At 72.0% G+C, this 25923-nt stretch carries 24 protein-coding genes; 4 read left to right on the top strand and 20 right to left on the bottom strand.

Features of this window, described 5'->3' with window-relative positions; genetic code table 11:
* Window positions 1–10 precede the first annotated feature (10 nt).
* From ABD901_RS12605 to ABD901_RS12615, 3 genes are read right to left on the bottom strand one after another with little or no spacing between them, the layout of a single operon-like run.
* The gene (locus tag ABD901_RS12605) at window positions 11–751 is read right to left on the bottom strand and encodes a FadR/GntR family transcriptional regulator (RefSeq protein WP_345124737.1); all 741 of its coding nucleotides are present in this window, start codon (window positions 749–751) and stop codon (window positions 11–13) included.
* 60 nt (window positions 752–811) lie between these two features.
* Window positions 812–2374, bottom strand: coding sequence for an amino acid permease (locus ABD901_RS12610; protein WP_345124739.1), 1563 nt, complete (start codon window positions 2372–2374; stop codon window positions 812–814).
* 11 nt (window positions 2375–2385) lie between these two features.
* Window positions 2386–3345: a choline/ethanolamine kinase family protein gene (locus ABD901_RS12615; RefSeq protein ID WP_345124741.1), complete on the bottom strand. Its 960-nt coding sequence runs from the start codon at window positions 3343–3345 to the stop codon at window positions 2386–2388.
* 215 nt (window positions 3346–3560) lie between these two features.
* Here ABD901_RS12615 and ABD901_RS12620 point away from each other — a divergent pair, with 215 nt between their 5' ends.
* Window positions 3561–6011, top strand: a complete 2451-nt coding sequence (locus ABD901_RS12620) for a GcvT family protein (protein WP_345124743.1) — start codon at window positions 3561–3563, stop codon at window positions 6009–6011.
* A 7-nt stretch (window positions 6012–6018) separates the two neighbouring features.
* On the opposite strand, the gene ABD901_RS12625 is transcribed toward ABD901_RS12620, so the two are convergent.
* The gene (locus tag ABD901_RS12625; RefSeq protein ID WP_345125541.1) at window positions 6019–6354 is read right to left on the bottom strand and encodes a YybH family protein; all 336 of its coding nucleotides are present in this window, start codon (window positions 6352–6354) and stop codon (window positions 6019–6021) included.
* Window positions 6355–6445: 91 nt separating this feature from the next.
* Here ABD901_RS12625 and ABD901_RS12630 point away from each other — a divergent pair, with 91 nt between their 5' ends.
* Window positions 6446–7315 carry a LysR family transcriptional regulator gene (locus tag ABD901_RS12630; protein WP_345124745.1) on the top strand — a complete coding sequence of 290 codons (870 nt, stop codon included), beginning with the start codon at window positions 6446–6448 and terminating at the stop codon, window positions 7313–7315.
* Between the two features lie 320 nt (window positions 7316–7635).
* Here ABD901_RS12630 and ABD901_RS12635 read toward each other — a convergent pair whose 3' ends face one another.
* Window positions 7636–8334, bottom strand: coding sequence for an SDR family oxidoreductase (locus ABD901_RS12635; protein WP_345124747.1), 699 nt, complete (start codon window positions 8332–8334; stop codon window positions 7636–7638).
* A gap of 104 nt (window positions 8335–8438) precedes the next feature.
* Between ABD901_RS12635 and ABD901_RS12640 the strand changes: the two genes are divergently transcribed.
* Window positions 8439–9254: a helix-turn-helix transcriptional regulator gene (locus ABD901_RS12640; protein ID WP_345124749.1), complete on the top strand. Its 816-nt coding sequence runs from the start codon at window positions 8439–8441 to the stop codon at window positions 9252–9254.
* Here ABD901_RS12640 and ABD901_RS12645 read toward each other — a convergent pair.
* The 8 genes from ABD901_RS12645 to ABD901_RS12680 all read right to left on the bottom strand — a co-directional run bounded on the left by ABD901_RS12645 (window position 9251) and on the right by ABD901_RS12680 (window position 18685).
* Window positions 9251–9805: a hypothetical protein gene (locus tag ABD901_RS12645; protein ID WP_345124751.1), complete on the bottom strand. Its 555-nt coding sequence runs from the start codon at window positions 9803–9805 to the stop codon at window positions 9251–9253. The two genes, ABD901_RS12640 and ABD901_RS12645, sit on opposite strands and share 4 nt — an antisense overlap.
* 48 nt (window positions 9806–9853) lie before the next feature.
* Window positions 9854–10693 (bottom strand): GNAT family N-acetyltransferase, encoded by an 840-nt coding sequence (locus ABD901_RS12650; RefSeq protein WP_345124753.1) that lies wholly within the window; start codon window positions 10691–10693, stop codon window positions 9854–9856.
* 126 nt (window positions 10694–10819) lie between these two features.
* Complete coding sequence (ispG, locus tag ABD901_RS12655) at window positions 10820–11986, bottom strand: flavodoxin-dependent (E)-4-hydroxy-3-methylbut-2-enyl-diphosphate synthase (RefSeq protein WP_345124755.1); 1167 nt, start codon at window positions 11984–11986, stop codon at window positions 10820–10822.
* Between the two features lie 34 nt (window positions 11987–12020).
* Window positions 12021–13316, bottom strand: a complete 1296-nt coding sequence (locus tag ABD901_RS12660) for a M50 family metallopeptidase (RefSeq protein WP_345125544.1) — start codon at window positions 13314–13316, stop codon at window positions 12021–12023.
* Complete coding sequence (gene dxr, locus ABD901_RS12665; RefSeq protein WP_345125546.1) at window positions 13313–14506, bottom strand: 1-deoxy-D-xylulose-5-phosphate reductoisomerase; 1194 nt, start codon at window positions 14504–14506, stop codon at window positions 13313–13315. The genes ABD901_RS12660 and dxr overlap by 4 nt, the downstream gene beginning before the upstream one ends.
* Window positions 14507–14843: 337 nt before the next feature.
* Window positions 14844–16088, bottom strand: coding sequence for an aspartate--tRNA(Asn) ligase (aspS, locus tag ABD901_RS12670; protein ID WP_345124757.1), 1245 nt, complete (start codon window positions 16086–16088; stop codon window positions 14844–14846).
* Window positions 16089–16385: 297 nt separating this feature from the next.
* On the bottom strand, window positions 16386–17093 hold the full coding sequence (locus ABD901_RS12675; RefSeq protein ID WP_345124759.1) for a DUF2786 domain-containing protein: 708 nt from the start codon (window positions 17091–17093) through the stop codon (window positions 16386–16388).
* Window positions 17094–17098: 5 nt separating this feature from the next.
* Window positions 17099–18685: a Rieske 2Fe-2S domain-containing protein gene (locus ABD901_RS12680; protein ID WP_345124762.1), complete on the bottom strand. Its 1587-nt coding sequence runs from the start codon at window positions 18683–18685 to the stop codon at window positions 17099–17101.
* 193 nt (window positions 18686–18878) lie between these two features.
* Here ABD901_RS12680 and ABD901_RS12685 point away from each other — a divergent pair, with 193 nt between their 5' ends.
* Entirely contained in the window at window positions 18879–19097 is a 219-nt protein-coding gene (locus tag ABD901_RS12685) for a DUF2631 domain-containing protein (RefSeq protein WP_345124764.1), read from the top strand.
* 116 nt (window positions 19098–19213) lie between these two features.
* Here ABD901_RS12685 and ABD901_RS12690 read toward each other — a convergent pair whose 3' ends face one another.
* The 7 genes from ABD901_RS12690 to rpsB all read right to left on the bottom strand — a co-directional run bounded on the left by ABD901_RS12690 (window position 19214) and on the right by rpsB (window position 25828).
* Complete coding sequence (locus ABD901_RS12690; RefSeq protein ID WP_345124766.1) at window positions 19214–20359, bottom strand: DivIVA domain-containing protein; 1146 nt, start codon at window positions 20357–20359, stop codon at window positions 19214–19216.
* The gene (rlmN, locus tag ABD901_RS12695; protein WP_345125553.1) at window positions 20356–21546 is read right to left on the bottom strand and encodes a dual-specificity RNA methyltransferase RlmN; all 1191 of its coding nucleotides are present in this window, start codon (window positions 21544–21546) and stop codon (window positions 20356–20358) included. Before rlmN ends, ABD901_RS12690 begins: the two co-directional genes overlap by 4 nt.
* A 76-nt stretch (window positions 21547–21622) precedes the next feature.
* Entirely contained in the window at window positions 21623–22591 is a 969-nt protein-coding gene (locus ABD901_RS12700) for a phosphatidate cytidylyltransferase (RefSeq protein WP_425556687.1), read from the bottom strand.
* The gene (gene frr, locus ABD901_RS12705; RefSeq protein WP_345124768.1) at window positions 22591–23148 is read right to left on the bottom strand and encodes a ribosome recycling factor; all 558 of its coding nucleotides are present in this window, start codon (window positions 23146–23148) and stop codon (window positions 22591–22593) included. The genes ABD901_RS12700 and frr overlap by 1 nt, the downstream gene beginning before the upstream one ends.
* Entirely contained in the window at window positions 23145–23936 is a 792-nt protein-coding gene (gene pyrH / locus ABD901_RS12710; RefSeq protein ID WP_345124770.1) for a UMP kinase, read from the bottom strand. Before pyrH ends, frr begins: the two co-directional genes overlap by 4 nt.
* Before the next feature lie 158 nt (window positions 23937–24094).
* The gene (gene tsf, locus ABD901_RS12715; RefSeq protein WP_345124772.1) at window positions 24095–24922 is read right to left on the bottom strand and encodes a translation elongation factor Ts; all 828 of its coding nucleotides are present in this window, start codon (window positions 24920–24922) and stop codon (window positions 24095–24097) included.
* A gap of 36 nt (window positions 24923–24958) precedes the next feature.
* The gene (gene rpsB, locus ABD901_RS12720) at window positions 24959–25828 is read right to left on the bottom strand and encodes a 30S ribosomal protein S2 (RefSeq protein ID WP_345124774.1); all 870 of its coding nucleotides are present in this window, start codon (window positions 25826–25828) and stop codon (window positions 24959–24961) included.
* Window positions 25829–25923: the final 95 nt, after the last annotated feature.

Below are 25923 nucleotides of genomic sequence, written 5' to 3' on the forward strand. Positions count from 1 at the left end.
AACCATAAGCTCAACCCAGCAGGCCGCGCAACAGCGCCGCGGTGGCGTCGCAGTGCTCCTCCATCTCCGTGCGGGCCACCACCGGGTCGCCCGCCAGGATCGCCTCGACCACCCGCTCGTGCTGGGCGTCGGAGTGGTCGAGGTTGCGCCGCAGCACCGGGATCGCGGCCAGGAGGCGGTCCAGGCGCAGCTGTACGTCGGCGATCGACGCGGCCACCGAGGTCGACCCGCTGGCGGCGGCGATGGCCAGGTGCAGCCGCGAGTCGTTGACCCGGCGGGTCATCGGGTCGCGCGTGCGCGCGGCGGCCAGGCACGCGACCAGGTGCGCACGGTCGGGCGCCGACAGCGCCCGGGTGGCCGCCAGGGCCGCCGCGCCGGACTCCAGGACCCGCCGGAAGTCCAGCGCGTCGTGCAGCGCGTCGCCCATCTCCCGGGCCAGGACTGCGGCGTCCGCCGCCTGCGCGGCGCCGGTCTCGCCGCTGGCCCGCACGACGAACGTGCCGCCGGAGCGCCCGCGGCGCGACTCGAGGAAGCCGGCCTCGCGCAGCGCGCCGATCGCCTCCCGCAGCGTGACCCGGCTGACCTGCAGCCGCTCGGCGAGCTCCCGCTCCGGCGGGAGGCGCTCCCCCACCGGTACCAGGCCCAGCCGGATCGCCTGGGCCAGCCGCGCGACGGTGATCTCGAAGGCGTTGCCGCCCCGCACCGGCCGCCACATCGGCACGCCCGACAGGGGCTCCGTCGCCACCGGCATCCGACCTCCCCGAGAGGGTCCCGGGCCGGCGGTCGACCGCCGGCCCGGGACCATCATCTCCTACTGCGTCTGCTCGGCCGCGTCCTGCGCCGCGGCCGCGTCGACGGTACGGATCGGGCCCTTGAACCAGTGCCTGGCCGACAACACCCACCACAGCGCGGCGCCGCCGACCACGACGAGGAGCACGAGCGGCGCGTAGTTCACCGCGGTCCAGGTGAAGTTCTCGTTGCCCGGAACCGCGGCCGGGCTCAGCGGCAGGATGAAGTAGATCGACACCACGATGATCTCGATCACCGCGATCCAGCCGAGCACCTTGTACTTGCTGCCGAGCGTCCACGGGCCGGGCACGAACCGGTCGCCCATCCGAAGGCGCAGGTAGATCGGGATGAGGAACGCGACGTAGAGGCCGATGACGGCGACGGAGACGACGGCGTAGAACGCGATCGGCGCGCCGGACGGGCTCTTGTACAACGCGGGCAGCGTCAGCACCAGGCCGGCGATCGTCGCGCCGATGATGGCGTTGACCGGCGTGCCGTTGCGGTCCACCTTGGACCACAGCCGCCAGCCGGGCACCGCGCGGTCGCGGCTGAACGCGTACGTCATCCGGGACATGCTCGTGATGCAGCTCATGCCGCAGAAGAACTGCCCGATCGTGGAGATGAGGATGATGGCCTTGTAGGCCAGACCGGTGCCGAGCGCGCTGGCGAACACCGACTTGGACGACCCGGCATCGGCGTTGATGGCGTTGACGTCGGTCGCGGCGAACAGGAACGCCAGCAGCAGGATCCACCCGCCGATCGCCGAGTAGAAGATGGACTGCCACAGGCCCCTCGCGGCCGCGCGCGAGGCGCCGACGGTCTCCTCGGAGACGTGGGCACAAGCATCAAAACCGGTGATGGTGTACTGCGTGAGCAGGAACCCGAGCGGCAGCACCAGGAACCAGTAGGTGTTGTTGGAGTACCCCGAGTTGTTGAACCTCTCGGTGAAGACGAACTCCAGGCTCTGGTGCTTCTCGGGCACGATGACCAGGATCAGCACGACCGCGGTCGCGCCGGCGACGTGCCACCACACCGAGACGTTCTGCAGCACGTCGATGATGGTGTGGCCCCAGATGTTGATCGCCATGTGCGCGGCCAGGATGATCACGAACAGCAGGAACGTGAGGTTGAGGTTCTTGCTGTCCCAGCCGGTGTAGGCCTCCAGCACGTAGCTGAAGAACGTGGCGCAGCCGTAGTCGACCGAGGCGGTGACCGCGATGAGGCCGATGAGGTTGAGCCAGCCGGTGAACCAGCCGTGCACCGGCTTGCCCATCCGGGCCGCCCACCAGTAGATGCCGCCGGCCGTCGGGAACGCCGAGACCAGCTCCGACATGCAGAAGCCGATGATCAGGATGAAGATCGAGATGATCGGCCAGCCCCACGAGATGGCGACCGGGCCGCCATTGGTCCAGGCCTGGCCGAAGGTCGTGAAGCAGCCCGCGAGGATCGAGATGATGGAGAACGAGATGGCGAAGTTGGAGAACCCGCTCCACTTGCGGCGGAGCTCCTGCTTGTAGCCCAGTTCGGCGAGTCGCTTCTCGTCGTCGTCGATCGGCAGGTCGGCCTGCGTCGGCGATGCCGACATGGGCACCTCCTCTAATGGTTGGGGGTGGTGGGGTTCCTTCCGGTCACCGTGCCGATGAGCCGGCCGAGCTCGGGGTCCTCCAGCGCGCGCCGCGCCTGGCCCCACTTGTCGGCCGCCTCCGCCTCGTAGTCGAAGCCCACCGCACCGTCGCCGCGGGCGGCGGCAAGCAGTCCATGGTGGACGGTGAACCACAGCGCCCAGGTCACGTTGGACGCGATGTGAAACAGCCGGACCCGCGCCAGCAGCGCCGGGGTCAGCCCGTCGCCGAAGTACGCGCCGGCCAGCCGACCGGTCAGATCTGGGTCGTAGTCCGCCTCGGCGGCGATGTCGCCGAGCTCGAACGCCGGGTCGTTGTTGCCGGACAGCTGGTAGTCGATGATCCGCACGCCACTGGACGTGGCGATGAAGTTCTCCGCGAGCAGGTCGTTGTGGCAGGGCACGTGCGCCAGCGGCGCCGCGTGCAGTGCCGACCGCACGGCGCCCACCGTGGACTCGTAGTCCCGGTAGCCCGCCGGCAGCGGCAGGTCGTGGCGCCGGCAGATCTCGAGCAGCTCGGCGCGCTTGATGAAGATGTCGAAGTCGTTGCCGAACGCCGGGCCGGCGTGCAGCCGCCGGCACGCCTCGGCCAGCGCCGGCACCACCTCGGGCCGGCGCACCTCGGCGGCGCTGAGCGTGCGCCCGTGCAGGAACTCCAGCACGATCGCCGGGACGTCGGGCAGCTCGGCGTACACCTGCGCGCCGACGCTCGCCGCCGCCAGGCGCGTGTTGACGATCTCCTGCTCGGGCGCGACGCCGAGTCCGGCCGCCGACACCGCGGGCTCGAGGACCCGCAGCACGTACGGCACGCCGTCGACGTCGATCCGGTACACGTGGTGCGACAGGCCCCCCTGCAGTCGCTGCCACTGCACAGCGCGGCCCATCCACGACGGGACCCGCTGCAGCAGGTCCGCGACCGACGGCACCGCACTCATGGCATCCGGCCCCTTCGCCGCATTCCACCGCCGGCCGAATTCGGGCGAAGCCAGGCCTTTAACCCGGCGTACTCGAAGTGATCGGCGTCATGGTGGGACAGAGTTAACGCCCCTGTCAGCCGCTCGTCAAGAGCGGTCCTCGCGTTTACGAAGCCGAAACGGTTGGCACATGTTCAGACCTTTTCCGCCGCCCGCCCCGGGGCCACAATCATGCGATGTCGATCGAGTCGGACCTGCCCCGCGCGGCGCGCGCGGTCGTGGTCGGCGGCGGCGTCGCCGGTTGCTCCATCGCGTACCACCTCGCCCGGCTCGGCTGGACCGACGTGCTGCTGCTGGAGCAGCACGCCCTGACCGAGGGCACGACCTGGCACTCCGCGGGCTTCGTCGGCCAGCTGCGCTCCACGGTCAGCCAGACCCGCATGATCATGTACTCCTCCGGCCTCTACGCCGAGCTGCGCGAGCTCACCGGCCTCGACCCCGGCTGGCGCGGCGTCGGCGGGCTGCGCCTGGCCACGACCGCCGAGCGCGTCGAGGAGCTGCGCCGGCACGCGAGCGCGGCCACCACCTACGGCCTGGACATGGCCCTGCTCGGCCCGGCCGAGACGCTCGACCGGCTGCCGCTGCTCAACGTCGCCGACGTGCGCCTGGCGGGCTGGCTGCCCGGCGACGGCTGGCTCGAGCCGGCCCGCCTGGCCGCCGCGCTCGCCGCCGGCGCCGAGCGCCTCGGCGTGCGCATCGCCACCGGCGTGCGCGTCACCGGCGTCGCGGTCGAGGGCGGCCGGGTCCGCGGCGTCGTCACCGCCGCCGGGACGATCGCCGCCGATGTCGTGGTGAACGCGGCGGGCGCGGCCGCGGGCCACGTCGGTCGCCTCGCCGGCGTCGAGCTGCCGATCGTGCCGATCAAGCACCAGTACGTCGTGACCGACCCGCTCGGCGAGGCGTCCACGATGGACGTCCCGACGGTGCGCGACCCGGACCGCATCGTGTACTTCCGCGGCGCCGAGGACACCGCCCTGCTCGTCGGCGGCTACGTCCGCGCCCCCGCGCCCTGGCGGCCCGGCACCGGCGCGCCGCTCGACGAGCCGCGGACCCTGTTCGAGCCCGACATGGCCAAGTTCGCCGAGTCGTGGGACAACGCCCGCCATCGCGTCCCGGCGCTGCGCGAGCTCGACGTCGCGCGGGTCGTGCACGGCCCGGAGGCGTTCACCCCCGACGGGGAGTTCCTGCTCGGCGAGACGCCGGTGGCCGGGTTCTGGGTCGCGGCCGGGTTCTGCGTGCACGGCCTCGCCGCCGCCGGCGGCGTCGGCAAGGTGATGGCGGAGTGGATCGCCGAGGGCACGCCCGAGTACGACGTGTCCACGATGGACGTCCGCCGCTTCGGCGGCTACGCCGGCAGCCGCCACTGGGCCGGCGCCCGGGCGCTGGACGGCTACTCGCGCTACTACGACATCGTCTACCCCGGACAGGAGTGGGCGACCGCGCGGCCGCTGCGCCGCTCCGCGATCTGGCCGCGCCTGGCCGAGCTCGGCGCGGCGCTGGGCGAGAAGGCCGGCTGGGAGCGGGTCAACTGGTTCGGCTCCAACGCGGGCCTCACGCCGCAGGCTCAGCGGCCCAAGGGCTGGGCCGGGCGCAACTGGTCGCCCGCGATCGCCGGCGAGGTCGCGGCGACCGCCGAGGCCGCGGGCCTGTTCGACCAGTCGTCCTTCGCCAAGCTCGACGTGCGCGGCGCGGGGGCGCTGGGCCTGCTGCAGCACCTGTGCGCCAACGACGTCGACCGGCCGGTGGGCGCCATGACGTACACCCCGCTGCTCAATGCCCGCGGCGGCGTGGAGGCCGACCTCACCGTCACCCGCCTCGGCGAGGCGCACTTCCGCGTCGTCACCAGCACCGCCAGCGGGGTGCGCGACGCCGACTGGATCCGCAAGCACGCCCTGGCCGCGGGCGCCGACGTCCTCGTCGACGACGTCACCGGCGCGCACGGCTGCCTGTGCCTGTGGGGCCCCCGCGCCCGCGACATCCTCCAGCCGCTCACCGACACGTCCCTGGCCGGCCCGGACTTCCCGTTCATGCGCGCCGTGCGCCTGTTCGCCGGCCCAGTGCCGGTGCTCGCGCAGCGGGTCACGTTCGTCGGCGAGCTCGGCTGGGAGCTGTACGCGCCGACGGAGTACGTGCTGACGCTGTGGGACCTGCTGCTGGAGGCGGGCGGACCGCTCGGCCTGCGCCCGGGCGGCTACCGCGCGATCGACTCGATGCGCCTGGAGAAGGGCTACCGGGTGTGGGGCAGCGACCTCACCACCGACGCGAGCCCGTTCGCCGCCGGCCTGGACGCGTTCGTGCGCCTCGACAAGCCGTTCCTCGGCCGCGACGCGCTGCTCGCCGAGCGCGACGCCGGCGGGCCACCGCGCGTGCTGCGCTGCCTCGTGCTCGACGACCCCGGCACCGTCTGCCTGGGCGGCGAGCCGGTCCGGGTCAACGGGGTGCCGGCCGGGCGCGTCACGTCGGGCGGCTTCGGCTACCGGGTCGGCGCCTCGATCGCCTATGCCTACCTGCCCGGGGACGTCCCGGCCGGCACACCCGTGGATGTGTCGGTCTTCGATCGCTGGGTTCCGGGTGTGGTACGCCAGGAGCCCCTCTACGACCCGAAGATGCTCCGCGTGCGCGCCTGAGCGGTGCTCAGTCGCGCTGCTCGGGACGGTCGATCACGCGCAGCCAGCTGCCGTCGGGCTGCCGGCGCACGACCTGCACCCGGCCGCCGGTGCCGTCCTTGGCCTTCGTCGAGGTGAGCGCCAGGTCGCCGTGGTGCACGGTCGGCAGCGCCTCCTCCACCTCGAAGCGCGGCACGTGCCGGAGCATCTGCTCGCAGACCGCCCGGATGGCGTCGCGCCCGACGGTGGTGCTCCCCGGCGGGTACGCGAGCACCGCGTCCGGCTCGTACAGCTCGGCCAGCCCCGCGGCGTCACCGGCGTTGGCGCGCTCGACGAACAGGCGCGAGATCTCCTCCGGGGTCATCGCCTTCTTGGTCGTGTCCATGCCTCCACCCTGCGCCGCCGGCAAGCAGAACTCCAAGAGCGGTTCCTGATCCGATCTAGAATCAACGGTTATGGAGCTGCACCAGCTCGAGTACTTCGTGGCCGTCGCCGAGGAGGCCGGCTTCACGCGCGCGGCCGAGCGCCTGCGCGTCGCCCAGCCGGGCGTCAGCGCCCAGGTCCGCAAGCTGGAGCGCGAGCTCGGCCAGCCGCTGCTGGACCGCTCCGCCCGCGCGGTGCGCCTGACGGCGGCCGGCCACGCCGTCCTGCCCTACGCCCGCGCGGCCCTGGCAGCGGTGGAAGGCGCCCGCCAGGCCGTCGACGAGCTCGCGGGCCTGCGGCGCGGCCGCGTGGCGATCGGCACGGTCACCTCGCACACCGTCGACCTGGCGGCCATCCTCGCCGACTTCAACGCCCGCCACCCGGCCGTGGAGATCACCCTCGTCGAGGACGCCTCCGAGCGCCTCGCCGATGCGGTGCGCGAGGGCCGCCTGGACGCCGCGATCGTCGCCTTCGCCGAGGTACCGGAGGGCCTGTCCGCCCACGTCGTCACCGACGAGGAGATCGACGCCGCCGTGCGGCCCGGCCACGAGCTGGCCGGCCGCGACACGATCCCCCTCGCGGAGCTGCGCGGCCAACCGCTGATCTGCCTGCCCCGCGGCGGCGGCATCCGCGCCATCCTCGACGCGGCGTGCGCGGCGGCCGGCTTCGCACCGCACGTCGCCTTCGAGGCCGGCTCCCCCGCCGTGCTGTCGCAGCTGGCCGCCCGCGGCCTGGGCGTGGCGATCCTGCCCTCGTCGATCGCGCGCCACCGCGCGCAGCTGCACCCGCTGCGCATCGTCGAGCCGGTCCTGCGGGGGCGGCTGGGGCTGGCCTGGCGCGCGTCCGGCCCGACCAGCCCTGCCGCGGCAGCGTGGCTCGCACACGCCCGCACCTACCTGTAACCCGCCACCGCGCGCCCCCGGCCCGTGGGCAGCTACCGCGGCCGGCCGATAAGTCGGGCGCTGGCGCGCCACGACTTATCGGATTTATCTCCCGACAGGGCATAAGTCCGATTCCACGGCCTGGACAAGCGCTCGGGCGGCCACTACTGCGCGGCCGCGCCGTCGCCCTCCCGGCCACGCGACCACGCCCTCGCCCTACCGGCCACGCGACCGCGCCGCCGGCACTCACGCCCTCACGGCCGCGCCGCCGCGCCGCCGGCGCTCACGGCCACGCGGCCGCGGCGTCGGCACTCACGGCGACGCGGCCGCAGCGTTGGCAATCACCACGGGACGGGGCCCTCGTCGTCGATGAGGCCGCCGGTCGGGCCGTCCTCGGGCAGCGTGGCCAACCGGATCGCCGCGACCGCGCCCTGCTCGGCCGTGCGCGGCCCGGAGTGCATGTTGAGGTCCGTCGCGCAGTAGCCCGGATCGGCGACGTTGACCTTGATCGGCGTGTCGCGCAGCTCGTTGGCATAGGCGAGCGTGACCGCGCTGAGGGCCGACTTCGAGGAGTTGTACGCCAGCAGCGGGTTGCGGGCGTAGACGTGATCCGGCGTCGAGGCGTAGGCCAGCGATCCCAGGCCGCTGCCCAGGTTCACGATCCGGGCCGCCGGCGCACGGCGCAGGGCCGGCAGCAGCGCGTTGGTCACGGCCACCACGCCGAACACGTTGACCGCGTACGTCTCCCGCAGCATCTCCAGCGGCGTCGCGCTCGGCGGCGCGCCGCGCTCGAGCAGGACGCCGGCGTTGTTGACGAGGACGTCGAGCACCTCGATGCGCTCCGCCAGGCGCGCGATCGAGTCCTCGTCGGTCACGTCGAGCTGCACGGCGGTCGCGCCGATCGCCTCGGCGGCCTCCTTGCCGCGGATCGGGTCGCGGGCGCCGAGCAGCACGGTCAGGCCCAGCTCCCGCAGGCCGCGCGCGATCTGCAGGCCGATGCCCTTGTTGGCCCCCGTGACGAGGGCGGTCTTCGTCGTCATGCCCCCAACCGTCGGCCCCGGCGGCGCCCGGCGGGAGAGACGCATCGAACATCGGATCGGCGGTCCCTGGTTGGGCGGGGCGGGCATCGCGCAGCATGGAGGGCATGAACCGGGTACAGCTGGCCGAGTTCCTCAAGGACCGCCGCGCGCGCGTGAGCCCCGCCGACGCCGGGCTGCCCGCCGGTGCCCGGCGGCGCACGCCGGGGTTGCGCCGCGAGGAGGTCGCCCAGCTGGCCGGCATCTCCGTGGACTACTACGCCCGGCTCGAGCAGGGCCGGGGGCCGCACCCGTCGCGGCAGGTGCTCGCCGCGCTCGGGCGCGCGCTGCGGCTGTTCGAGGACGAGCGCGCGTACCTCTTCCGGCTCGCGGGCGAGCAGCCGGGGCCGCCGGCCGGGCCCAGCCAGGTCGTGTCGGCGGGCATCCGGCACCTCCTCGAGCGGCTCGACGACACCCCGGCGTTTGTGATCGACGCGAAGTACGACCTGCTGGCCTGGAACCGCATGGCGGTGCGGCTGATGGGCGCCCCGCCGCCGGAGCGGAACATGATCTGGAACGCGTTCTGCGGTCCGTGGCCGATCACGCCCGACTCGCCGGCCGAGGTGCTCGCGTTCGCCGACGAGTCGGTGGCTGACCTGCGGGCGGCGTCGGTTCGCTACCCCGACGACGAGGGCATCCGCTCGCTCCTCGCGCGGCTGCACGCGGCCAGCCCCGAGTTCACGCGCCGGTGGAACGAGCACCATGTGTGCGTGCGGCGTACGACGGTAAAGACGGTCACCCATCCCGAGTACGGCGAGCTGACCCTCGAGTGCCAGCTGCTGCACGCCGACGAACAGGGCCAGCGGGTGGTGTTCTACACCGCGGCGCCCGGCTCGCGCACCGCCGACATCCTGTGCGGCCTGCGCGAGCACGCCAACGCCTAGAGCGTCCGGGTCGTTTCCTCGGAAGGCACGTCCTGGTCTTCTTCGTCCTCCACCCGGCGGGTCGCGTCGGGACCCGCGAGCTGCGTCGCCGTCTCCGACTGGCGGCTCAGGCGCATGGTGACCAGTGCCGCCTGCCGGGACAGCCCGCCGACGACCGCCGGCACCAGCGGCAGCAGCCAGTCGGCGACGAAGCCGGTGGCCGGCAGGTGCACGACGATCAGGGCGGCGAACGCTGCGGCGGCGCCCTCGGCGATGCCCCGCCAGCCGGCCCGGCCCGCGGCGGAGGCGGCCTCGCGGCGCGGCGTGCGGGCGTTGAGCGTCTCGGCGGCCGCCAGGTCGCGGCGGCCGAGGTTGTAGCCGAAGACTCCGGACGCGGCGGTGAGGCCCATGACCGTCGAGACGAGCCAGCTGCGGGTCAACAGGTACGCCACGCCGAGCGCGGCGCCACCGGCGAGCAGGGCGACGAAGGCGCGCAGCCACTCCTTGCGGTCGCCCGGATACCAGTAGTAGCGGGTCTCGTTCGGCCCGATCTGCCGGGTCATCTGGCCCATGCGAGCATCCCTAGAACAAAACGAGCATTCCCAGAACAAAACCCGAAGTTAGAACAAAACCGTCGCGAACGTGCCGACCTGCTCGAAACCGCAGCGGTCGTACACGCGGCGCGCCGACGTGTTGTAGTCGTTGACATACAGGCTGACCGATGGCGCGACGCGGCGCAACGCATCGCGGACCACGGCGGCGATGCCGGCGGTGGCCAGGCCCCGCCCGCGCAGCTCGGGGTCGGTCCACACGCCCTGGATCTGTGCGGTATGGCGGGTCACGACGGCGAGCTCGGCCTTGAACACGACCCGGCCGTTGTGGAAGCGCGCGTAGGCCCGCCGGGCCCGCACCAGCTCGCCGATGCGCTCGCGGTAGGAGCGCTCGCCCCCGTCGGCGGTCGGCGAGACGCCGACCTCCTCGGTGTACATGGCGACGGCGGCCGGGAATAGCAGGTCGAGCTCGTCGGGGCGCACCAGGCGGACCTCGGGGTCGGCCGGCACGGACGACGGCTTGCTGATCGCCATGAGCGGCTGGTTGGGCCGCACGTCGCGGGACGGGCCCCAGTGCGGCGCGAGATGGGACCACAGGCCCAGGACGGCGTCGGCCGAGCCGACGATCGACGAGCAGCCGCGGGGCTCGCCGGCGACCATCTCGGCGAACGCGGCGACGGCGGCGGGCGTGGCGTGCACCGGGATGAGGTTGGCCCCGATCCAGCACAGCGACTCGAGGTTGCGGCGCGAGCCGTAGCCGAAGATGCGGGCGTCCTGGCGCCACCAGGCGAGTCCGGCCATCGAGACGCGCTCGGCGACCTGGGCGCCGCCGTACGGGTCGCGGTCGAGCAGGCGCTCGACCGAGCCGCGCTCGGCGTCGCCGAGGAGGCGCGCTGCCACCGTCAGCATGCGTACCAGCCTGCCAGATCCACCAGGGTATGGCTGCACATACCCACCGGCCAGTGAAGGCGTGCCCCGCCCGCCGTGAGGCGGGGTTCACCCGGAAAAACGCCCCTTTCAGGGGCAACTACGCGATCAGTGCACCGTCACCGACGGGCCGAGGCCGCGCAGCTCCTCGGGCAGGTCCACGCCCTGCTCCTCGGCCAGGCGCAGGGCCTCCTCGACGAGGGTCTCGACGATCTGCGACTCGGGCACCGTCTTGATCACCTGGCCCTTGACGAAGATCTGGCCCTTGCCGTTGCCGGAGGCGACGCCGAGGTCGGCCTCGCGGGCCTCGCCCGGTCCGTTCACGACGCAGCCCATGACGGCCACCCGCAGCGGCGCCGGGAACCCGTCGAGGGCGGCGGTGACCTGCTCGGCCAGGGTGTACACGTCCACCTGGGCCCGGCCGCAGGACGGGCACGAGACGATCTCCAGGCCGCGCTCGCGCAGGCCGAGCGCCTCGAGGATCGCGTTGCCGACCTTGATCTCCTCGACCGGCGGCGCGGACAGCGAGACCCGGATGGTGTCGCCGATGCCCTCGGCGAGCAGGGCGCCGAACGCGACCGAGGACTTGATCGTGCCCTGGAAGGTGGGGCCGGCCTCGGTGACGCCGAGGTGCAGCGGGTAGTCGCACTGCTCGGCCAGCTGCCGGTAGGCGCGGATCATGACGACCGGGTCGTTGTGCTTGACCGAGATCTTGATGTCGCGGAAGCCGTGCTCCTCGAACAGCGAGCACTCCCACAGCGCCGACTCGACCAGCGCCTCGGCGGTGGCCTTGCCGTGCTTCTCCAGCAGCCGCTTGTCCAGCGAGCCCGCGTTGACGCCGATGCGGATCGGCACGCCGGCGTCGGAGGCCGCCCGGGCGATCTCCTTGACCTTGTCGTCGAACTGCCGGATGTTGCCCGGGTTGACCCGCACCGCGGCGCAGCCGGCGTCGATCGCGGCGAAGACGTACTTGGGCTGGAAGTGGATGTCGGCGATGACCGGGATCTGCGACTTCTTCGCGATCGCCGGCAGCGCCTCAACGTCGTCCTGGCTGGGCACCGCGACCCGCACGATCTGGCAGCCCGACGCGGTGAGCTCGGCGATCTGCTGCAGGGTCGAGTTCACGTCCGCGGTGAGCGTCGTGCACATCGACTGCACCGACACCGGCGCCCCGCCGCCGACGGGAACCGTGCCGACCATGATCTGACGGGACTTGCGCCGGGGCGCCAGCGGGGGCGGCGGCACGGCGGGCAGGCCAAGGCTGACTGCGGTCATTGAAGATGCCCTTTACCTTCGCAACGAAGAAGTCTTACTTGAGCGTGATCGGGTTGACGAAGTCGGCGGTCACCGTCAGCAGGACGAAGACGCCGAGGACACCGATCACGGCAAGCGTGATCGGCGCCAGCTTGTAGTAGTCCACGCGACCCGGGTCGGGCCGGCCGCGCCGGGCGGCGATGAAGGACCGGACCCGCTCGAACCAGGCGATCGCGATGTGCCCGCCGTCCATGGGTAGCAGCGGGAACAGGTTGAAGATGCCGAAGAACAGGTTGAGGGTCGCGAACAGCATCAGCAGCGATGCCCAGTCGCCGAGCTCGAACAGCTCCCCGCCGATGCGGCTGGCGCCGACGACGCTGACCGGGGTCTCCGGGTCGCGCTCACCGCCGAGGATCGCCGAGAACAGGTTGGGGATGCGCTGCGGGATGGCCTGGAGCGACTCGAACGTGCGCCCGACGAGCGAGGCGGTCATCGAGGCGGTCTGGCCGACGCCGTCGACGGCGCCGTAGCGCACGACCGGCAGGTCCTTGTACTTCAGGTCGACGGTGATGCCGAGCAGCCCGGCACGCTCGAGGTCGGCGTCGGTGACCTTGTCGGCCGGGGTCTGCGTGTCCTGCTTGAGCCGCTTGGTCTCGGGGATCGTGACCTCGCCGCTGCGGATTTCAGTGCCGCGCTTGTACTGCACCACGACCGTCTGCCCGACGTCGTTCTTGAGCTCGTCGCGCAGCGCCTGGTTGCCCTGGATCGGGTGGTTGTTGATGCTGACGATGATGTCGCCGGGCTGCAGGCCCAGCGACGAGGCGGGGCTCTTGGGGTCGGTGCTGGGGTCGCAGGCCTTCTGCGTGCGCGTGGCCGGGTCGTAGACGTAGGTCTTGCTCACGCACTGGCTGACCGCGCCGACCTTCACGGGCACCTCGTTGGCCCGGTTCACGTCCGGGATGCCGACGAAGGAGAACAGGACCCACAGCGTGATCAGCGCGAGCGCGAAGTGGGTGATGGAGCCCGCGGCCATGACGATGGTGCGCTTCCACACGGGGTAGCGCCACATGGCCTTCGGATCGTCGGCGCCCGGCTTGCCCGTCTCCGGGTCGATGTCCTCCTCGGCGGGCGTCATCCCGACGATCTTGACGAACGCGCCGAACGGCAGCGCCTTCAGCCCGTACTCGACGCCGTTACGCTTGAACGCGAAGATCGTCGGGCCGAACCCGATGAAGTACCGGGTCGCCTTCATGCCGAACCAGCGGGCGGACCAGAAGTGCCCGGCCTCGTGCAGCGCGACGGCAATCAGAATGCCCAGGGCGAACACGACGATGCCCAGCGCAGCCATCAGACCCCTTTCCGGTCGACGCCCGCGGCGATCAGCGCACGGGCATGGGCCCGCGCCCAGGACTCGGCGGCGAGCACGTCATCGACGGTACCTGGTTCGGCGAAATCCGGGGCGTCGGCGAGCGTCCGCTCGAGCGTCTCGACGATGCCGAGGAAGGGCAGATCACCGGCTGTGAACGCGGCAACACACTCCTCGTTGGCCGCGTTGTAGATCGCCGGGCGGCATCGGCCGGCCTCGCCGGCGGCCTTGGCCAGGGAGACCGCGGGGAACGCCTCGGCGTCCAGCGGCCGCAGCTCCCACGTGTGCGCGGCGGTCCAGTCGACCGCCGGTGCCGCGTCCGGCACCCGGTCGGGCCAGCCCATCGCCAGGGCGATCGGCAGGCGCATGTCGGGCGGGCTGCACTGGGCGAGCGTGGAGCCGTCGGTGAACTCGACGAGGGAGTGGATCACCGACTGGGGGTGAACCATCACCTGGATGGCGGAGTACGGCACGCCGAACAGCTCGTGCGTCTCGATCACCTCCAGCCCCTTGTTCACCAGGGTGGCGCTGTTGATCGTGACGACCGGCCCCATGTCCCAGGTCGGGTGCGCGAGGGCCTCCTGCGGCGTGACGCCGACGAGCTGCTCGCGGGTGCGGCCGCGGAAGGCGCCGCCGGAGGCGGTCAGGATGAGCCGGCGCACCTCGCCGCGGGCGCCGCCGCGCAGGCCCTGCGCGAGCGCGGAATGCTCGGAGTCGACGGGCACGATCTGCCCGGGCGCGGCCGCGGCGCGCACCAGCGGGCCGCCGGCGACCAGGGACTCCTTGTTGGCCAGGGCCAGGATGCGCCCGGCGTGCAGCGCGGCGAGCGTGGGCGCGAGCCCGAGGGAGCCGACGACGCCGTTGAGCACCATGTCACACGGCCACTGCGCGAGCTCGGTCATCGCGTCGGGCCCGGCGAGGATCTTCGGCAGCCGGAACTCGCCGCTCGACCAGCCGCGGCGCTGCGCCTCGGCGTAGAAGGCGAGCTGCAGGTCCTGCGCGACGCTGGCGCGGGCCACACCGACGGCCTCGACGCCGAGCTCGAGCGCCTGTGTCGCCAGCAGCTCCACGTTGCCGCCGCCGGCGCCGATCGCGACGACCCGGAACCGGTCGGGGTTGCGCCGCACGATGTCGATCGCCTGGGTGCCGATCGACCCGGTGGAGCCGAGGAGCACGATCTCTCGGGGGGTCACACCCTCATTGTGTCAGGCCGCGGGCGCACATACCCGGGCCGTGCACCCGGCCCGCTCCGAACCTTCACCGGAGGTACACCCGAATCATTGTCCTATGTGGATTCGCGCCGGGGTGCGGCCGGCGCATTCCCCCCGCCGGCCGCACCTTACGTGGCGTCGCCCGTCACCGCCGGAATTGATCAACAGCGGCTTGAGCTGGGCCGATGTGATGCGCGCACGGCGCGCCCCCATCCGTCAGCGCGGTGAGTCCCAGATGCCGTCCCCGTTCGTACGCATGTATTAATTATAGATCATCACTTGTTGCGTGGCAATCGAATTACTACGGCGCCAGGCGGTGCAGGTCCCGCGGGAAGAGCGTCGTCTCGCGCACGTTCGCGGCACCCGTGAGCCGGGCCAGGAACCGCTCCAGGCCGATGGCGAAGCCGCCGTGCGGCGGCATCCCGTGCCGGAACGCGGCCAGGTACCCCGAGAGCCCCTCGGCCTGCGGGCCGAGCGCCTCCACGTAGTCGGCGTAGCGGTGGCGCCGCTGGCCGCCGGTCACCAGCTCCATGCCGCGGAACAGCAGGTCGAAGGAGTTCGACCAGCGCGGGTCCGACGGCTGCGGATGCGTGTAGAAGGGACGTTTCGCCATGGGGTACCCCTCGACGTACACGAAGTCGGAGCCGTGCTCGGCCAGTGCCCACGCGCCGAGCGCCCGCTCGTGCTCGGGCGCGAGGTCCGGCTCCGCCGGGTCGGCGCCCACCAGCCGCAACGCCTCGGCGAAGTGCACCACCGGCACCTCGTCGGGCATCCGCACGGGCTCGGCGCCCGGCAGGCCCGCCGTCGCGGCGGCCGACATGGCGCGCACCACCCGGGTGAGCACGGCCATCACGTCGCGGTGGTCGCGCACGAAGCCGAGCTCGGCGTCGAGGGAGGTGTACGTCGCCAGGTGCCGCGACGTGTCGTGCGGCTCGGCCCGGAACACCGGCCCGACCTCGTACACCCGCTCGAACACCCCGACCATCGTCTGCTTGTAGAACTGGGGTGACTGGGCGAGGTACGCCCGGCGGCCGAAGTAGTCGAGGGCGAAGACGTTGGCGCCGCTCTCGGTCGCGGTACCGACGATCTTGGGCGTCTGGATCTCGGTGAACCCGAGGCCGTCGAGCGTGACCCGGAACGCCTTGACGGCGGCCGCGGACGCGGCGAACACGGCCCGGCGGGCGGGGTGGCGCAGGGTCACCGCGGCGTGGTCGAGCAGCGCCGGCAGCCCGGCGTCGACGGCGGGCCGGAACAGCTCCACCGGCGGCGGCTCGGCCTCCGACAGCACCTCGATCGCCTCGTACGCCACCTCGAACCCGCCCGGCGCGACGTCGTTGGCCACGACCGTGCCGGTGACCTCGACCACGGACTCCTCACCCGGCACGGGCAGGCCGGGCGGCACCACGACCTGGGCGAGCCCGGCCCGGTCGCGCACGACCAGGAACGTGACCCGGGCCAGCTCCCGGCGCCGATGGACCCAGCCGCACAGCCGGATCGAGGCACCCACGTGCTTTTCCAGTTCGCCGGACATTACGCGGTACGACATCAGACACCTCCTTGGGAAGGACGCTCCCCGGAGGCGTGGGCGATGGGGCCGGTCGCGGTGCCACCACACCTTCGCCGCGGCGGGCCTGCCGCGGCCTCTCGGCCCCGGTGACGTGGGGCCGGTCCGGCGGGGCATCGCGGCGGTCGTCAGGCGCCGCCCCGCACCGTCGAGCATGACGCCCCGCCCGCGACGCCGCGACGCATTTCCGCCGCCGGGCGCGGGATATGTCGGGCGCTGGCGCGCCACGACATATCCACATTTATACCCCGTCGGCCGGAAAGTCCGAATCAGCCGATCTCAGGCGCTGGTGACCTCGTTGGCGCGGTCGTGTCCCACGCGCGGCGCGCCCAGGTCGGCGCGGCGCCCGGCGGCGTCACCGGCCTCGAAGCCGCCGCCGGTGAGCCGGCGGCGACGGCCGGTGCGCACGTTCGGGTACTCGGCCTGGACCGCCCGGTCGACGGCCTGCTCCCGGTCGGCGAGGACCACCGCGGTGCCCGGCGCCTGCGACTCCCGCTCGGACGCGGCCCGCGAGGCCTCGGCGAGGCGCTCGGACACGGCCGCGCCGAAGCCGACCAGCCACGAGCGCCGCCACGCGGCCGGCTGCTCGCCGTCGGGCACCGCCTCGCGCAGCAGCCCCCGCGCCGCCTGCACGAGCAGGGACGCGAACAGCAGCTCCACGCCGGCCACGTCCGGCTCGAAGCCGAACAGGTGCACCGAGATCCGCAGCCCGTCGGTGGTGCGCCGCTCCAGCCGGATCGACCGGCAGCGCAGCGCCGCCGCCACGACGTGCAGCAGGTACGCCTTCTCCCGCAGGTAGGGCGCGTCGAGCTCGACGCGCCGGTTGCCGACCGCGGCCGGGCGCTCCTCGCGGGCGTCGAGCAGCGCCTGGTCGATGCCGTACTTCGCGATGAGCGCCGCGGCCTTGGCGGTGAGCGCCTCGGCCTCATGCGGCGTGCACGCCGGGTCCTCGGCCTTGGCCAGCAGCTTGCGGACCTTGTCGAGCACCGGCCCTATTCGCCGTCCGCCGGGACGGTCACCGTCTCGGCGCCGGGCGCGGGGGTGCCCGCCGGACGGGAGCGCAGCTCGTGCCCGACGCTGGTCAGGCAGCGGCCGCTGGCCAGGTCGAACTTCCAGCCGTGCAGCTGGCAGGTCAGCGTCTTGCCGTCGACGATGCCGAAGCGGGTCAGGTCGGCCTTGAGGTGCGGGCAGCGCCGCTGCACGATCCAGTCGCCGAGCTTGATGTCCTCGGCGTCGGGCTTCTGCTCGGCGTACCAGCCCTCGGCGTACTGCAGCCGCTCCTCGGACAGGCACTTGAAGAACGCGTAGACGAACTCGTTGTACTGCCCGATGCGCGCCGCGGAGAACCGGCACGACAGGAACAGCGAGTTGACCCAGTCGACCTCGCCGATGTGCAGCAGGTGCTCGACCAGGGCGCGATCGGTGCGGAAGCGGTAGCGGACCTTCTCGTCGTTGTAGACGCGCACCTGCTTCTCGGGGAAGTCCACCACGATCGACTCGACGGACTCGCCATCGTAGCCGACCAGGTCGAAGCGGACCGGGCCGCCGACGCCCTTCGCGAGGTACACCGACTCGTCCAGCAGCGGCTCGATGCGCCGCTGCATCTCCTTGAGCACGTCGACCTCGGGGTGGCGCCAGGTCGCCTTGGCCGCCTCGATCATCGGCCGCTTGCGCTCGCGCATCTCCTCGAGGTGCTCGACCTTGTGCGCGAAGAACTCGGCCGGGTCGACCGGGTGCGTGGTGTCCGCCGAGCCGGCCGTGACCGTCATCACCGAGCCCGGGAGCAGGACGGTGGAGTTGGTGCCGCCGACCTTGGCGTACTCCTCCTGGAACACCCACTGGTCGGGGAAGATGTTGCCCTCGTCACCGAAGATGTCGTTGAACTGCCACAGCTCGTCGTCGAGGAAGCACGGCGGGCCGGCGATCGGCACCACGTGCGAGGCGCGCAGGTCGTCGATGTACCGGAAGGTACGGTCGAACTGCCGGTCCCGCTTCTGCTTGCCGAACGCGCGCTTGGCGGCCTCCGGCAGCTCGTAGACCATCGGGTACCAGATCGCGCCGGAGAACTGCAGCAGGTGCACGTCGACGTGGCCGAGCGCGTTGAACGTGGTCAGGTCGGTCGGGCGGGCGTCGTTCTGGTTGAGCACCCGGATCCCGTCGTACTCCACCCACAGCGACGAGTCGCCGATCGGCCCGTCGGTCGGCGAGGTCAGCGCCTGGATCATGATCTTCAGGCCGCCGTCGAGCTCGTGCACCTGCTCGGTCTTGGTCTCCAGGAACCGGGTGAACCCGAGCGCCTCGAGCTCGTCGCGCATCTCGCTGGTGGGGAACTCCGGCAGCAGTACCGTCGCCTTCTTCGACACGAACCGCTTGAGGTGCTCGGCGTCGAAGTGGTCGCGGTGCAGGTGGGACACGTAGAGGTAGTCGCAGTCGCCGAGCGTCTCCCAGTCCAGCAGGGAGTTGTCCGGGAAGGGGAACCAGGACGCGAAGTAGGCGGGGTTGACCCAGGGATCGCACAGAATGCTCCCGGCCGCCGTGTCGATACGCAGGCTGGCGTGGCCGGTCCCGGTGATACGCACCGTGCTTCCTCCTATATCGGTACCCGCGGTCGCGCTTCTCGCTGTTCTCAACGCCGTGTCGCGCCCGCACCGACGCTACCCGACCGACCCGCAACCGTCCCCGCCGGTGCCGCATGCCAGACTCAGTGCTGGAACCCTGTGCCCGCCTCGCGAAGCCCGCGCCGGCGGGGCCGACTGCCCGAAAGGACGAGCCGTGTCCGAGCACGAGCCAGTGACCTCTCCCGACCAGCTCAAGCCGGGTCACCCGCGCGCGGCGCGCATCGGTGCGGCCGTCTCGGCGCTGATCCTGCTCAGCATGACCATCGGCAACCACCAGGGCCGCATCGAAGACATCTTCCTCATCGCCGGCGCCGGGCTGCTCGTGCTGGCGCTCGTCGGCGACTGGGTGCTTCGCCGCAACGGCCTGCGCTGAGCCGTCCGCTCGGTCACACTGCGTGACGCGAGCGTTTGTCGTGTTTCGAACTGTGCACAAAGTCAGGGGCGCGCCCGGTGTACACCGGGCGCGCCCCTTCTACGTCACGTATTCGGTCAGCGACGTCGCGTGACGATGTCGCGGACCTCCTTGAGCGCCGCGTCGACCTCGGCCTCGAAGTAACCGCCGGGCACCAGGTTGAGGTGCGACGGGTCGAGGTCGCCGTCGGTCAGCGGGCCGCCCCGGCCGGTCAGCGAGGCCATGACGCCCTCGAAGAGCCGGTCGACCTGCGCGCGGTCGTAGCCGCTGCCGAAGCGGCGCAGCTGGAACGTGCGGCGCAGCTGGTCGATGCGGGCCACCTCGCCGGACTGGTGCTGCACCGGCGGGCCGTACGGGTCGGCGCCGGGCGGCGGTCCGCCGTACGGGTCGCCGGGGGGCGGGCCGCCGTAGGGGTCACGGTCCGGCGGGCCGCCGTATGGGTCACGGTCCGGCGGGCCGCCGTACGGGTCCCGGTCCGGGCCGGGGCCGGGGCCGCCGCCGTAGGTCGCAGGCTCGGGCCGGTCCATGCGGATCTCGGCGGTCATGTCCGCGCGCGGGCCGCGCGGGCCTTGGTCGTAGGGGCCGCGGTCCTCGTCGAACGCGCCGCCGTAGGTGGGCTCGTCGTAGCGGCCGTAGCCGGGGTCGCGCGGCGGCGGGCCGGCCGGCGGCGGGGCGGGCCGGGTCGGCAGGGGCGCGCCGGGCGGCGGGCCCATCCGGTCCATGGGCGGGGGGCCCATGCGGTCCATCGGGGGCGGACCCATGCGGTCCATGGGCGGCGGGCCCATGCGGTCCGGCGGCTGAGGCACCATGCCGGGGCGCTCAGGCATGCGCTGCGGCTCCATGCGCTCCGGCATCCGCTGCGGCTCCATGCGCTCGGGCATGCGCTGGGGCTCCATGCGCTCCGGCATCCGCTCGGGCGCCATGCGCAGCTCGCCGCTGCGCGAGTCCAGGGCGCGGCCGTAGCCGCCGCCACCACCGCTGCCGCGCTCCTCGTGCTCGGCCAGCTGCCGCTCCACCCGGTCCAGGTGCAGGTCGACCTGCCACTCGTCGTACCCGCCGAAGCGCACGCGGAAGACCACGTCGTGCACTTCCTGCGCGCTCACCGGCGCACCCGTCGGGTCACCGGCGAGGGTTGCCTCCACCCGGTCGAGGAACGAGTCGACCTCGTCGACCTTGTATCCCCGACGCATTGCACGGCGCCGGAACCGCTGACCCTGACTCACTGTGTCTCCTCGTTCGCTCGCCGTGCTAGCAAGCCGCCTTCACGCTCTCCCACCTTGCCACCTCCGGAGGCCGCAAGCTGCCCGCAGGCTCCGTCAATCTCCCGACCTCGGGTGTCACGCACCGTAGTGGGAACACCGGCAGCGCGCAGCCGCCGGACGAACTCCCGCTCAACCGGCTTGGGGCTGGCGTCCCACTTGCTGCCCGGCGTCGGATTGAGCGGGATGAGATTGACATGTGCGAGACGGCCGGACAAGAGCCGGCCGAGCAAATCCGCCCGCCACGGATGGTCGTTCACATCCCGGATCATTGCGTACTCAATGGACACGCGCCGGCCGGTGCGAGCCGCATACTCGAACGCGGCATCAAGCACTTCGGCGACCTTCCAACGTTGGTTGACCGGTACGAGCGTGTCGCGCAGATCATCATCGGGTGCGTGCAGCGACAGCGCAAGCGTCACCGACAGCCCCTCCTGCGTCAACCGTCGCATGGCGGGGACCAGCCCGACGGTCGACACCGTGATGTGCCGCTGCGACAGCCCCAGGCCCTCCGGAGCCGGCTCGGTCAGCCGTCGTACCGCGGCGATGACCCGGTTGTAGTTGGCCAGCGGCTCGCCCATGCCCATGAACACCACGCGGGAGAGCCGGTCGGGGCAGCCGGGCAGCGCGCCGCGGGCGGCGAGCCCCGCGAACCACACGACCTGGTCGACGATCTCCGCGGTGGACAGGTTGCGGGTCAGCCCGGCCTGGCCGGTGGCGCAGAACGGGCACGCCATGCCGCAGCCGGCCTGGCTGGACACGCACACGGTGACCCGATCCGGGTAGCCCATCAGCACGCTCTCCACGAGCGAGCCGTCGTGCAGGCGCCACAGCGTCTTGCGGGTGGCGCCATTGTCTGTAGCAAGTTCGCTGACCGGCTCCAGCAACGGCGGCAGCAGCGCCTCGGTGATCGCGGCGCGGGTGCGGGCCGGCAGGTCGGTCATCGCCTCGGCATCGCGCACGAGGCGGCCGAAGTAATGCGCGGAGACCTGCCCGGCGCGGAAGGCGGGCTCGCCGAGCTCGGCGACGGCGGCGCGGCGCCCTGCGAGATCGAGGTCCGCGAGGTGGCGCGGTGGCAGGGCGGGACGGCGGCCGTCACTCGTGGTGGCGGTCGCGTTGCCGGAGAGGTTCAGTACGGGAAGTTGCGTCATGACTTTTCCAGTGTCCCATGCCGCGCGGCATGTTCTCCAAGACCGCTGGCCAGCGCTGTAGGGCGAACGTCTCGAATTAGCTGGGGTTCCATGGGACGAGGAATGCCAGGACCGCATACGCGGTGGGCAGGGCCAGCAGGACCGAGTCGAGGCGGTCCATCAGGCCGCCGTGCCCGGGCAGCAGGTTGCTCATGTCCTTCACGCCGAGGTCCCGCTTGATCAGCGACTCGCCGAGGTCGCCGAGGACGGAGGCGATCGACACGGCGACGCCGAAGATCGCGCCGTGCCACCAGACCGCGTCGTCGAGCAGCAGCGGCAGGGCGATCGCGCTGCCGGCGCCGGTCCACACGATCGAGCCGGCGAAGCCCTCCCAGGACTTGGCCGGGCTGACCGACGGCGCCATGGGGTGCTTGCCGAGGAAGACGCCCGTGGCGTACCCGCCGGTGTCCGACAGCACCACCGCAAGGACGGTCACCAGGACCCGCACGCTGCCGTCGTCGGCGGGGTAGGCCAGCAGCGCGGCGAACGAGCCGAGGAACGGCACGTAGACGGCGATGAGCGCGCCCGCGGTGACGTCGCGCTGGTAGTTGGGGACGCCGTCGGCGAAGCGCCAGACGAACACCAGCAGCAGCGTGGCGAGCAGGCCCAGGGGCAGCCGCTCCGCGCCGCCGAACCAGGCCAGGCAGACCATGAGGGGCGCGCCGAGCAGCAGCGGCACCAGCGGGGGGCGCGCCTTCTGGACGCCGACCGCCCGGACCATCTCCCACACGCCGACCAGCACGGCGACGATGACCAGCCCGAGGAACAGCCACTTGTCGAGCGTGAACAGGGAGACCACGACCAGGCCGCCGAGCCCGGCACCGACCCCGATGGCGGCGGGCAGGTTGCGCCCCGCCCGGCTCTTGCGCTGCGGCGCGGCTTGCTCCTGCGTCGGCGGCTGGTCGTCGCTGGACGGCTCGTCGGACGGCGCGGGCGCGGCATCGTCCTGCCGCGCCCGCGTCGACGACGGGTCGGGGGCCCGGTGAGCCCGGTCGAGATGGGCCATCAGACCTCGAGTAGCTCGGCTTCCTTGTGCTTGAGCAGCTCGTCGACCTGCGCGACGTACTTGTGCGTCAGGTCCTCGAGCTCCTTCTCGGCGCGGCGCACCTCGTCCTCGCCCGCCTCACCGTCCTTGACGATGCGGTCGAGCTCCTCCTTGGCCTTGCGGCGCACGTTGCGGATCGCGACGCGGGAGTCCTCCGCCTTGTTGCGGGCCACCTTGATCATCTCGCGGCGCCGCTCCTCGGTCATCTGGGGCAGCAGGATGCGGATCTGGGTGCCCTCGTTGTTCGGGTTCACGCCGAGGTCGGAGTCGCGGATCGCCTTCTCCATCGCGCCGATCTGCGACGCGTCGTAGGGCTTGATGATCGCCATGCGGGGCTCCGGGATGGCGATCGAGGACATCTGCGGCAGCGGGGTCGGGGTGCCGTAGTAGTCGACCATCACCTTGCCGAACATCGCCGGGGTCGCGCGGCCGGTGCGAATGACCGCGAACTCCTCCTTGGCGTGCTCGATCGCACGCTCCATCTTCTCTTCGGCCTCGAAGAGTGTCTCTTCGATCACGTGGTCTGTCCTCCTCGATCCGGGACGGGCTCGGCGGTGATGAGTGTGCCGATCCTCTCACCACTCAACGCGCGAGCGACGTTGTCCTCCCCCTCGGCGCCGAAGACCAGCATCGGCAGCGCGTTTTCCTGGCAGAGGCTGAACGCCGTCTGGTCCACCACCCGCAGGCCCTGCAGCAACGCCTCCGCGAAGGTGAGGTGGTCGAGCTTGCGAGCGGTCGGATCGGTGCGCGGATCGGCGGTGTACACGCCGTCGACGCCGTTCTTGCTCATGAGCACGGTGTGCGCGTGGATCTCCAGCGCGCGCTGCGCCGCAACAGTATCGGTGGAGAAGTACGGCAGGCCGGCGCCGGCGCCGAAGATCACCACACGGCCCTTCTCCAGGTGGCGGATCGCCCGGCGGGGAATGTACGGTTCGGCGACCTGGGCCATGGTGATCGCGCTCTGCACGCGCGTGTCGATGCCTTCCTTCTCCAGGAAGTCCTGCAGCGCCAGGCAGTTCATGACCGTGCCGAGCATGCCCATGTAGTCCGCGCGGGAGCGGTCCATGCCGGCGCGGGAGAGCTCGGCGCCACGGAAGAAGTTGCCGCCGCCGACCACGACCGCGACCTGCACGCCGCGGCGGACCACGGCGGCGATCTGGCGGGCCATGCCACGCACGACGTTGGGGTCGACGCCGACGGCGCCGCCTCCGAACACCTCACCGGAAAGCTTCAGCACGACGCGCCGCGCCCCGGCGGGGGCGGGGGTCAGGGACTGCCTGGCCGCTTCGACGGCGGTGTTCGTCATGTGGGCACCCTTCTGTATGTCACCTGCTGGTTTGCCACCTGCGGCTCCTGGCGGCGCCACCGGTGGTTCCGTGCGGGAAGGTCGCCTTTTGCGGAAAGGGGGTCACGGTCTCCCTGTTCGGTGGACCGTGACCCCCTCACTTCCCGTTGTGCGCCCGATCAGGCCTGGCCGACCTCGAACCGCACGAACCGCGTCACGTCGATGCCGGCCTCGGCCAGCACCTGCTTGACGCTCTTCTTGTTGTCGCTCACCGAGGGCTGCTCGACCAGGACGAAGTCCTTGAAGAACGCGTTGACCCGGCCCTCGACGATCTTCGGCAGCGCCGCGTCGGGCTTGCCCTCCTCGCGGGCGGTCTCCTCGGCGATGCGCCGCTCCGACTCGACGACGTCGGCCGGCACCTCGTCGCGCGTGAGGTACTTCGGCCGCATCGCGGCGATCTGCATGGCCACGCCGCGGGCGTCGTCCTTCGCCGCCTCGTCGTTCTTGCCGGTGAACTCGACCGCGACGCCCACCTGCGGCGGCAGGTCGGGGCTCTTGCGGTGCATGTAGATCGCGACCGGCTCGCCCAGCACCGCGATGCGGTTCACGACGAGCTTCTCGCCGATGCGCGCCGACTCGGCCTGGATCAGGTCGGCCACGGTACCGTCGCCGATCTTCGAGGCCAGCAGCCCGTCGACGTCGGCCGGCTTGATGGCGTCGACCTGCTGGGCCAGCTTCTGGCCCAGCTCGACGAACGCCTCGTTCTTGGCGACGAAGTCGGTCTCACAGTTGATCTCGACCAGGCCCGCGCCGTGGTGCGCGACCAGGCCGTTGGCGGTGGTGCGCCCGGCGCGCTTGCCGACGTCCTTGGCGCCCTTGATGCGCAGCAGCTCGACGGCCTTGTCGAAGTCGCCCTCGGCCTCCTCGAGCGCCTTCTTGCAGTCCATCATGCCGGAGCCGGTCAGTTCGCGGAGCCGCTTGACATCAGCGGCGGTGAAGTTGGACATGACTCTCTCTCGCTCTGTGGATTAACGCCTGGGCTGTTATGCCTGGGTGTTGTCTTCGGCGGCGGGAGCGGCAGGAGCAGCCGGCGCAGCCGGAGCGGCGGCGGGGGCGGCGGCTTCGCCGGACTTGGCGCCTTCGAGCAGCTCGCGCTCCCACTCGGCCAGCGGCTCGTCGCCGGCCACGACGCCCGGCTCGGGCTTCTGGTCGGCCCGGGTGGCGCGCCCGGACCGGGCGATCAGGCCGTCGGCGACCGCGTCGGCGACCACGCGGGTCAGCAGCGCCGCGGAGCGGATGGCGTCGTCGTTGCCCGGGATCGGGAAGTCGACCTCGTCCGGGTCGCAGTTGGTGTCGAGCACGGCGATCACCGGGATGCCCAGCTTGCGGGCCTCGTCGACCGCGATGTGCTCCTTCTTGGTGTCGATCACCCAGATCGCCGACGGCAGCTTCTGCATGTCGCGCAGGCCGCCCAGGGTGCGGCTGAGCTTGGTCTGCTCGCGCGACAGCTGCAGGGTCTCCTTCTTGGTGTACCCCTGCGCGGTGCCCGTCAGGTCGAGGCTCTCGAGCTCCTTCATGCGCTGCAGCCGCTTGTACACCGTCTGGAAGTTGGTCAGCATGCCGCCCAGCCAGCGGTGGTTCACGTAGGGCTGCCCGACGCGCGTCGCCTGCTCGGCGATCGCCTCCTGGGCCTGCTTCTTCGTCCCGACGAACAGCACCGAGCCGCCCTCGGCGACGGTGTTGCGGATGTAGTCGTACGCCTTCTCGATGTAGTCGAGCGTCTGGCGCAGGTCGATGATGTAGATACCGTTGCGCTCGGTGAAGATGAAGCGCTTCATCTTCGGGTTCCAACGGCGGGTCTGGTGCCCGAAGTGCACGCCGCTCTCGAGCAGCTGGCGCATGGTTACGGCCATGTCGGCGGGATCCTTTCGATCCTGGTTGTTCACGGCGGGCCGGTCGGACCGTCGTCCTGGCGCCCGGTCGTCGGCCGTTCTCACCCGTTCGGGCA

Origin of the sequence: Dactylosporangium darangshiense (assembly GCF_039537565.1) — a bacterium.
Taxonomy (GTDB): domain Bacteria; phylum Actinomycetota; class Actinomycetes; order Mycobacteriales; family Micromonosporaceae; genus Dactylosporangium; species Dactylosporangium darangshiense.

What these genes read in the sequence shown, in the direction of transcription:
- ispG (WP_345124755.1), bottom strand. Translation starts at nt 11,986, where the DNA reads ATGACCGCAGTCAGCCTTGGCCTGCCCGCCGTGCCGCCGCCCCCGCTG.
- ABD901_RS12630 (WP_345124745.1), top strand. Translation starts at nt 6,446, where the DNA reads ATGGAGCTGCACCAGCTCGAGTACTTCGTGGCCGTCGCCGAGGAGGCC.
- ABD901_RS12650 (WP_345124753.1), bottom strand. Translation starts at nt 10,693, where the DNA reads ATGCTGACGGTGGCAGCGCGCCTCCTCGGCGACGCCGAGCGCGGCTCG.
- ABD901_RS12645 (WP_345124751.1), bottom strand. Translation starts at nt 9,805, where the DNA reads ATGGGCCAGATGACCCGGCAGATCGGGCCGAACGAGACCCGCTACTAC.
- rlmN (WP_345125553.1), bottom strand. Translation starts at nt 21,546, where the DNA reads ATGACGCAACTTCCCGTACTGAACCTCTCCGGCAACGCGACCGCCACC.
- ABD901_RS12625 (WP_345125541.1), bottom strand. Translation starts at nt 6,354, where the DNA reads ATGACCCCGGAGGAGATCTCGCGCCTGTTCGTCGAGCGCGCCAACGCC.
- tsf (WP_345124772.1), bottom strand. Translation starts at nt 24,922, where the DNA reads ATGTCCAACTTCACCGCCGCTGATGTCAAGCGGCTCCGCGAACTGACC.
- ABD901_RS12615 (WP_345124741.1), bottom strand. Translation starts at nt 3,345, where the DNA reads ATGAGTGCGGTGCCGTCGGTCGCGGACCTGCTGCAGCGGGTCCCGTCG.
- ABD901_RS12605 (WP_345124737.1), bottom strand. Translation starts at nt 751, where the DNA reads ATGCCGGTGGCGACGGAGCCCCTGTCGGGCGTGCCGATGTGGCGGCCG.
- pyrH (WP_345124770.1), bottom strand. Translation starts at nt 23,936, where the DNA reads ATGACGAACACCGCCGTCGAAGCGGCCAGGCAGTCCCTGACCCCCGCC.
- ABD901_RS12610 (WP_345124739.1), bottom strand. Translation starts at nt 2,374, where the DNA reads ATGTCGGCATCGCCGACGCAGGCCGACCTGCCGATCGACGACGACGAG.
- aspS (WP_345124757.1), bottom strand. Translation starts at nt 16,088, where the DNA reads ATGTCGTACCGCGTAATGTCCGGCGAACTGGAAAAGCACGTGGGTGCC.
- rpsB (WP_345124774.1), bottom strand. Translation starts at nt 25,828, where the DNA reads ATGGCCGTAACCATGCGCCAGCTGCTCGAGAGCGGCGTGCACTTCGGG.
- ABD901_RS12640 (WP_345124749.1), top strand. Translation starts at nt 8,439, where the DNA reads ATGAACCGGGTACAGCTGGCCGAGTTCCTCAAGGACCGCCGCGCGCGC.
- ABD901_RS12635 (WP_345124747.1), bottom strand. Translation starts at nt 8,334, where the DNA reads ATGACGACGAAGACCGCCCTCGTCACGGGGGCCAACAAGGGCATCGGC.
- ABD901_RS12700 (WP_425556687.1), bottom strand. Translation starts at nt 22,591, where the DNA reads ATGGCCCATCTCGACCGGGCTCACCGGGCCCCCGACCCGTCGTCGACG.
- ABD901_RS12620 (WP_345124743.1), top strand. Translation starts at nt 3,561, where the DNA reads ATGTCGATCGAGTCGGACCTGCCCCGCGCGGCGCGCGCGGTCGTGGTC.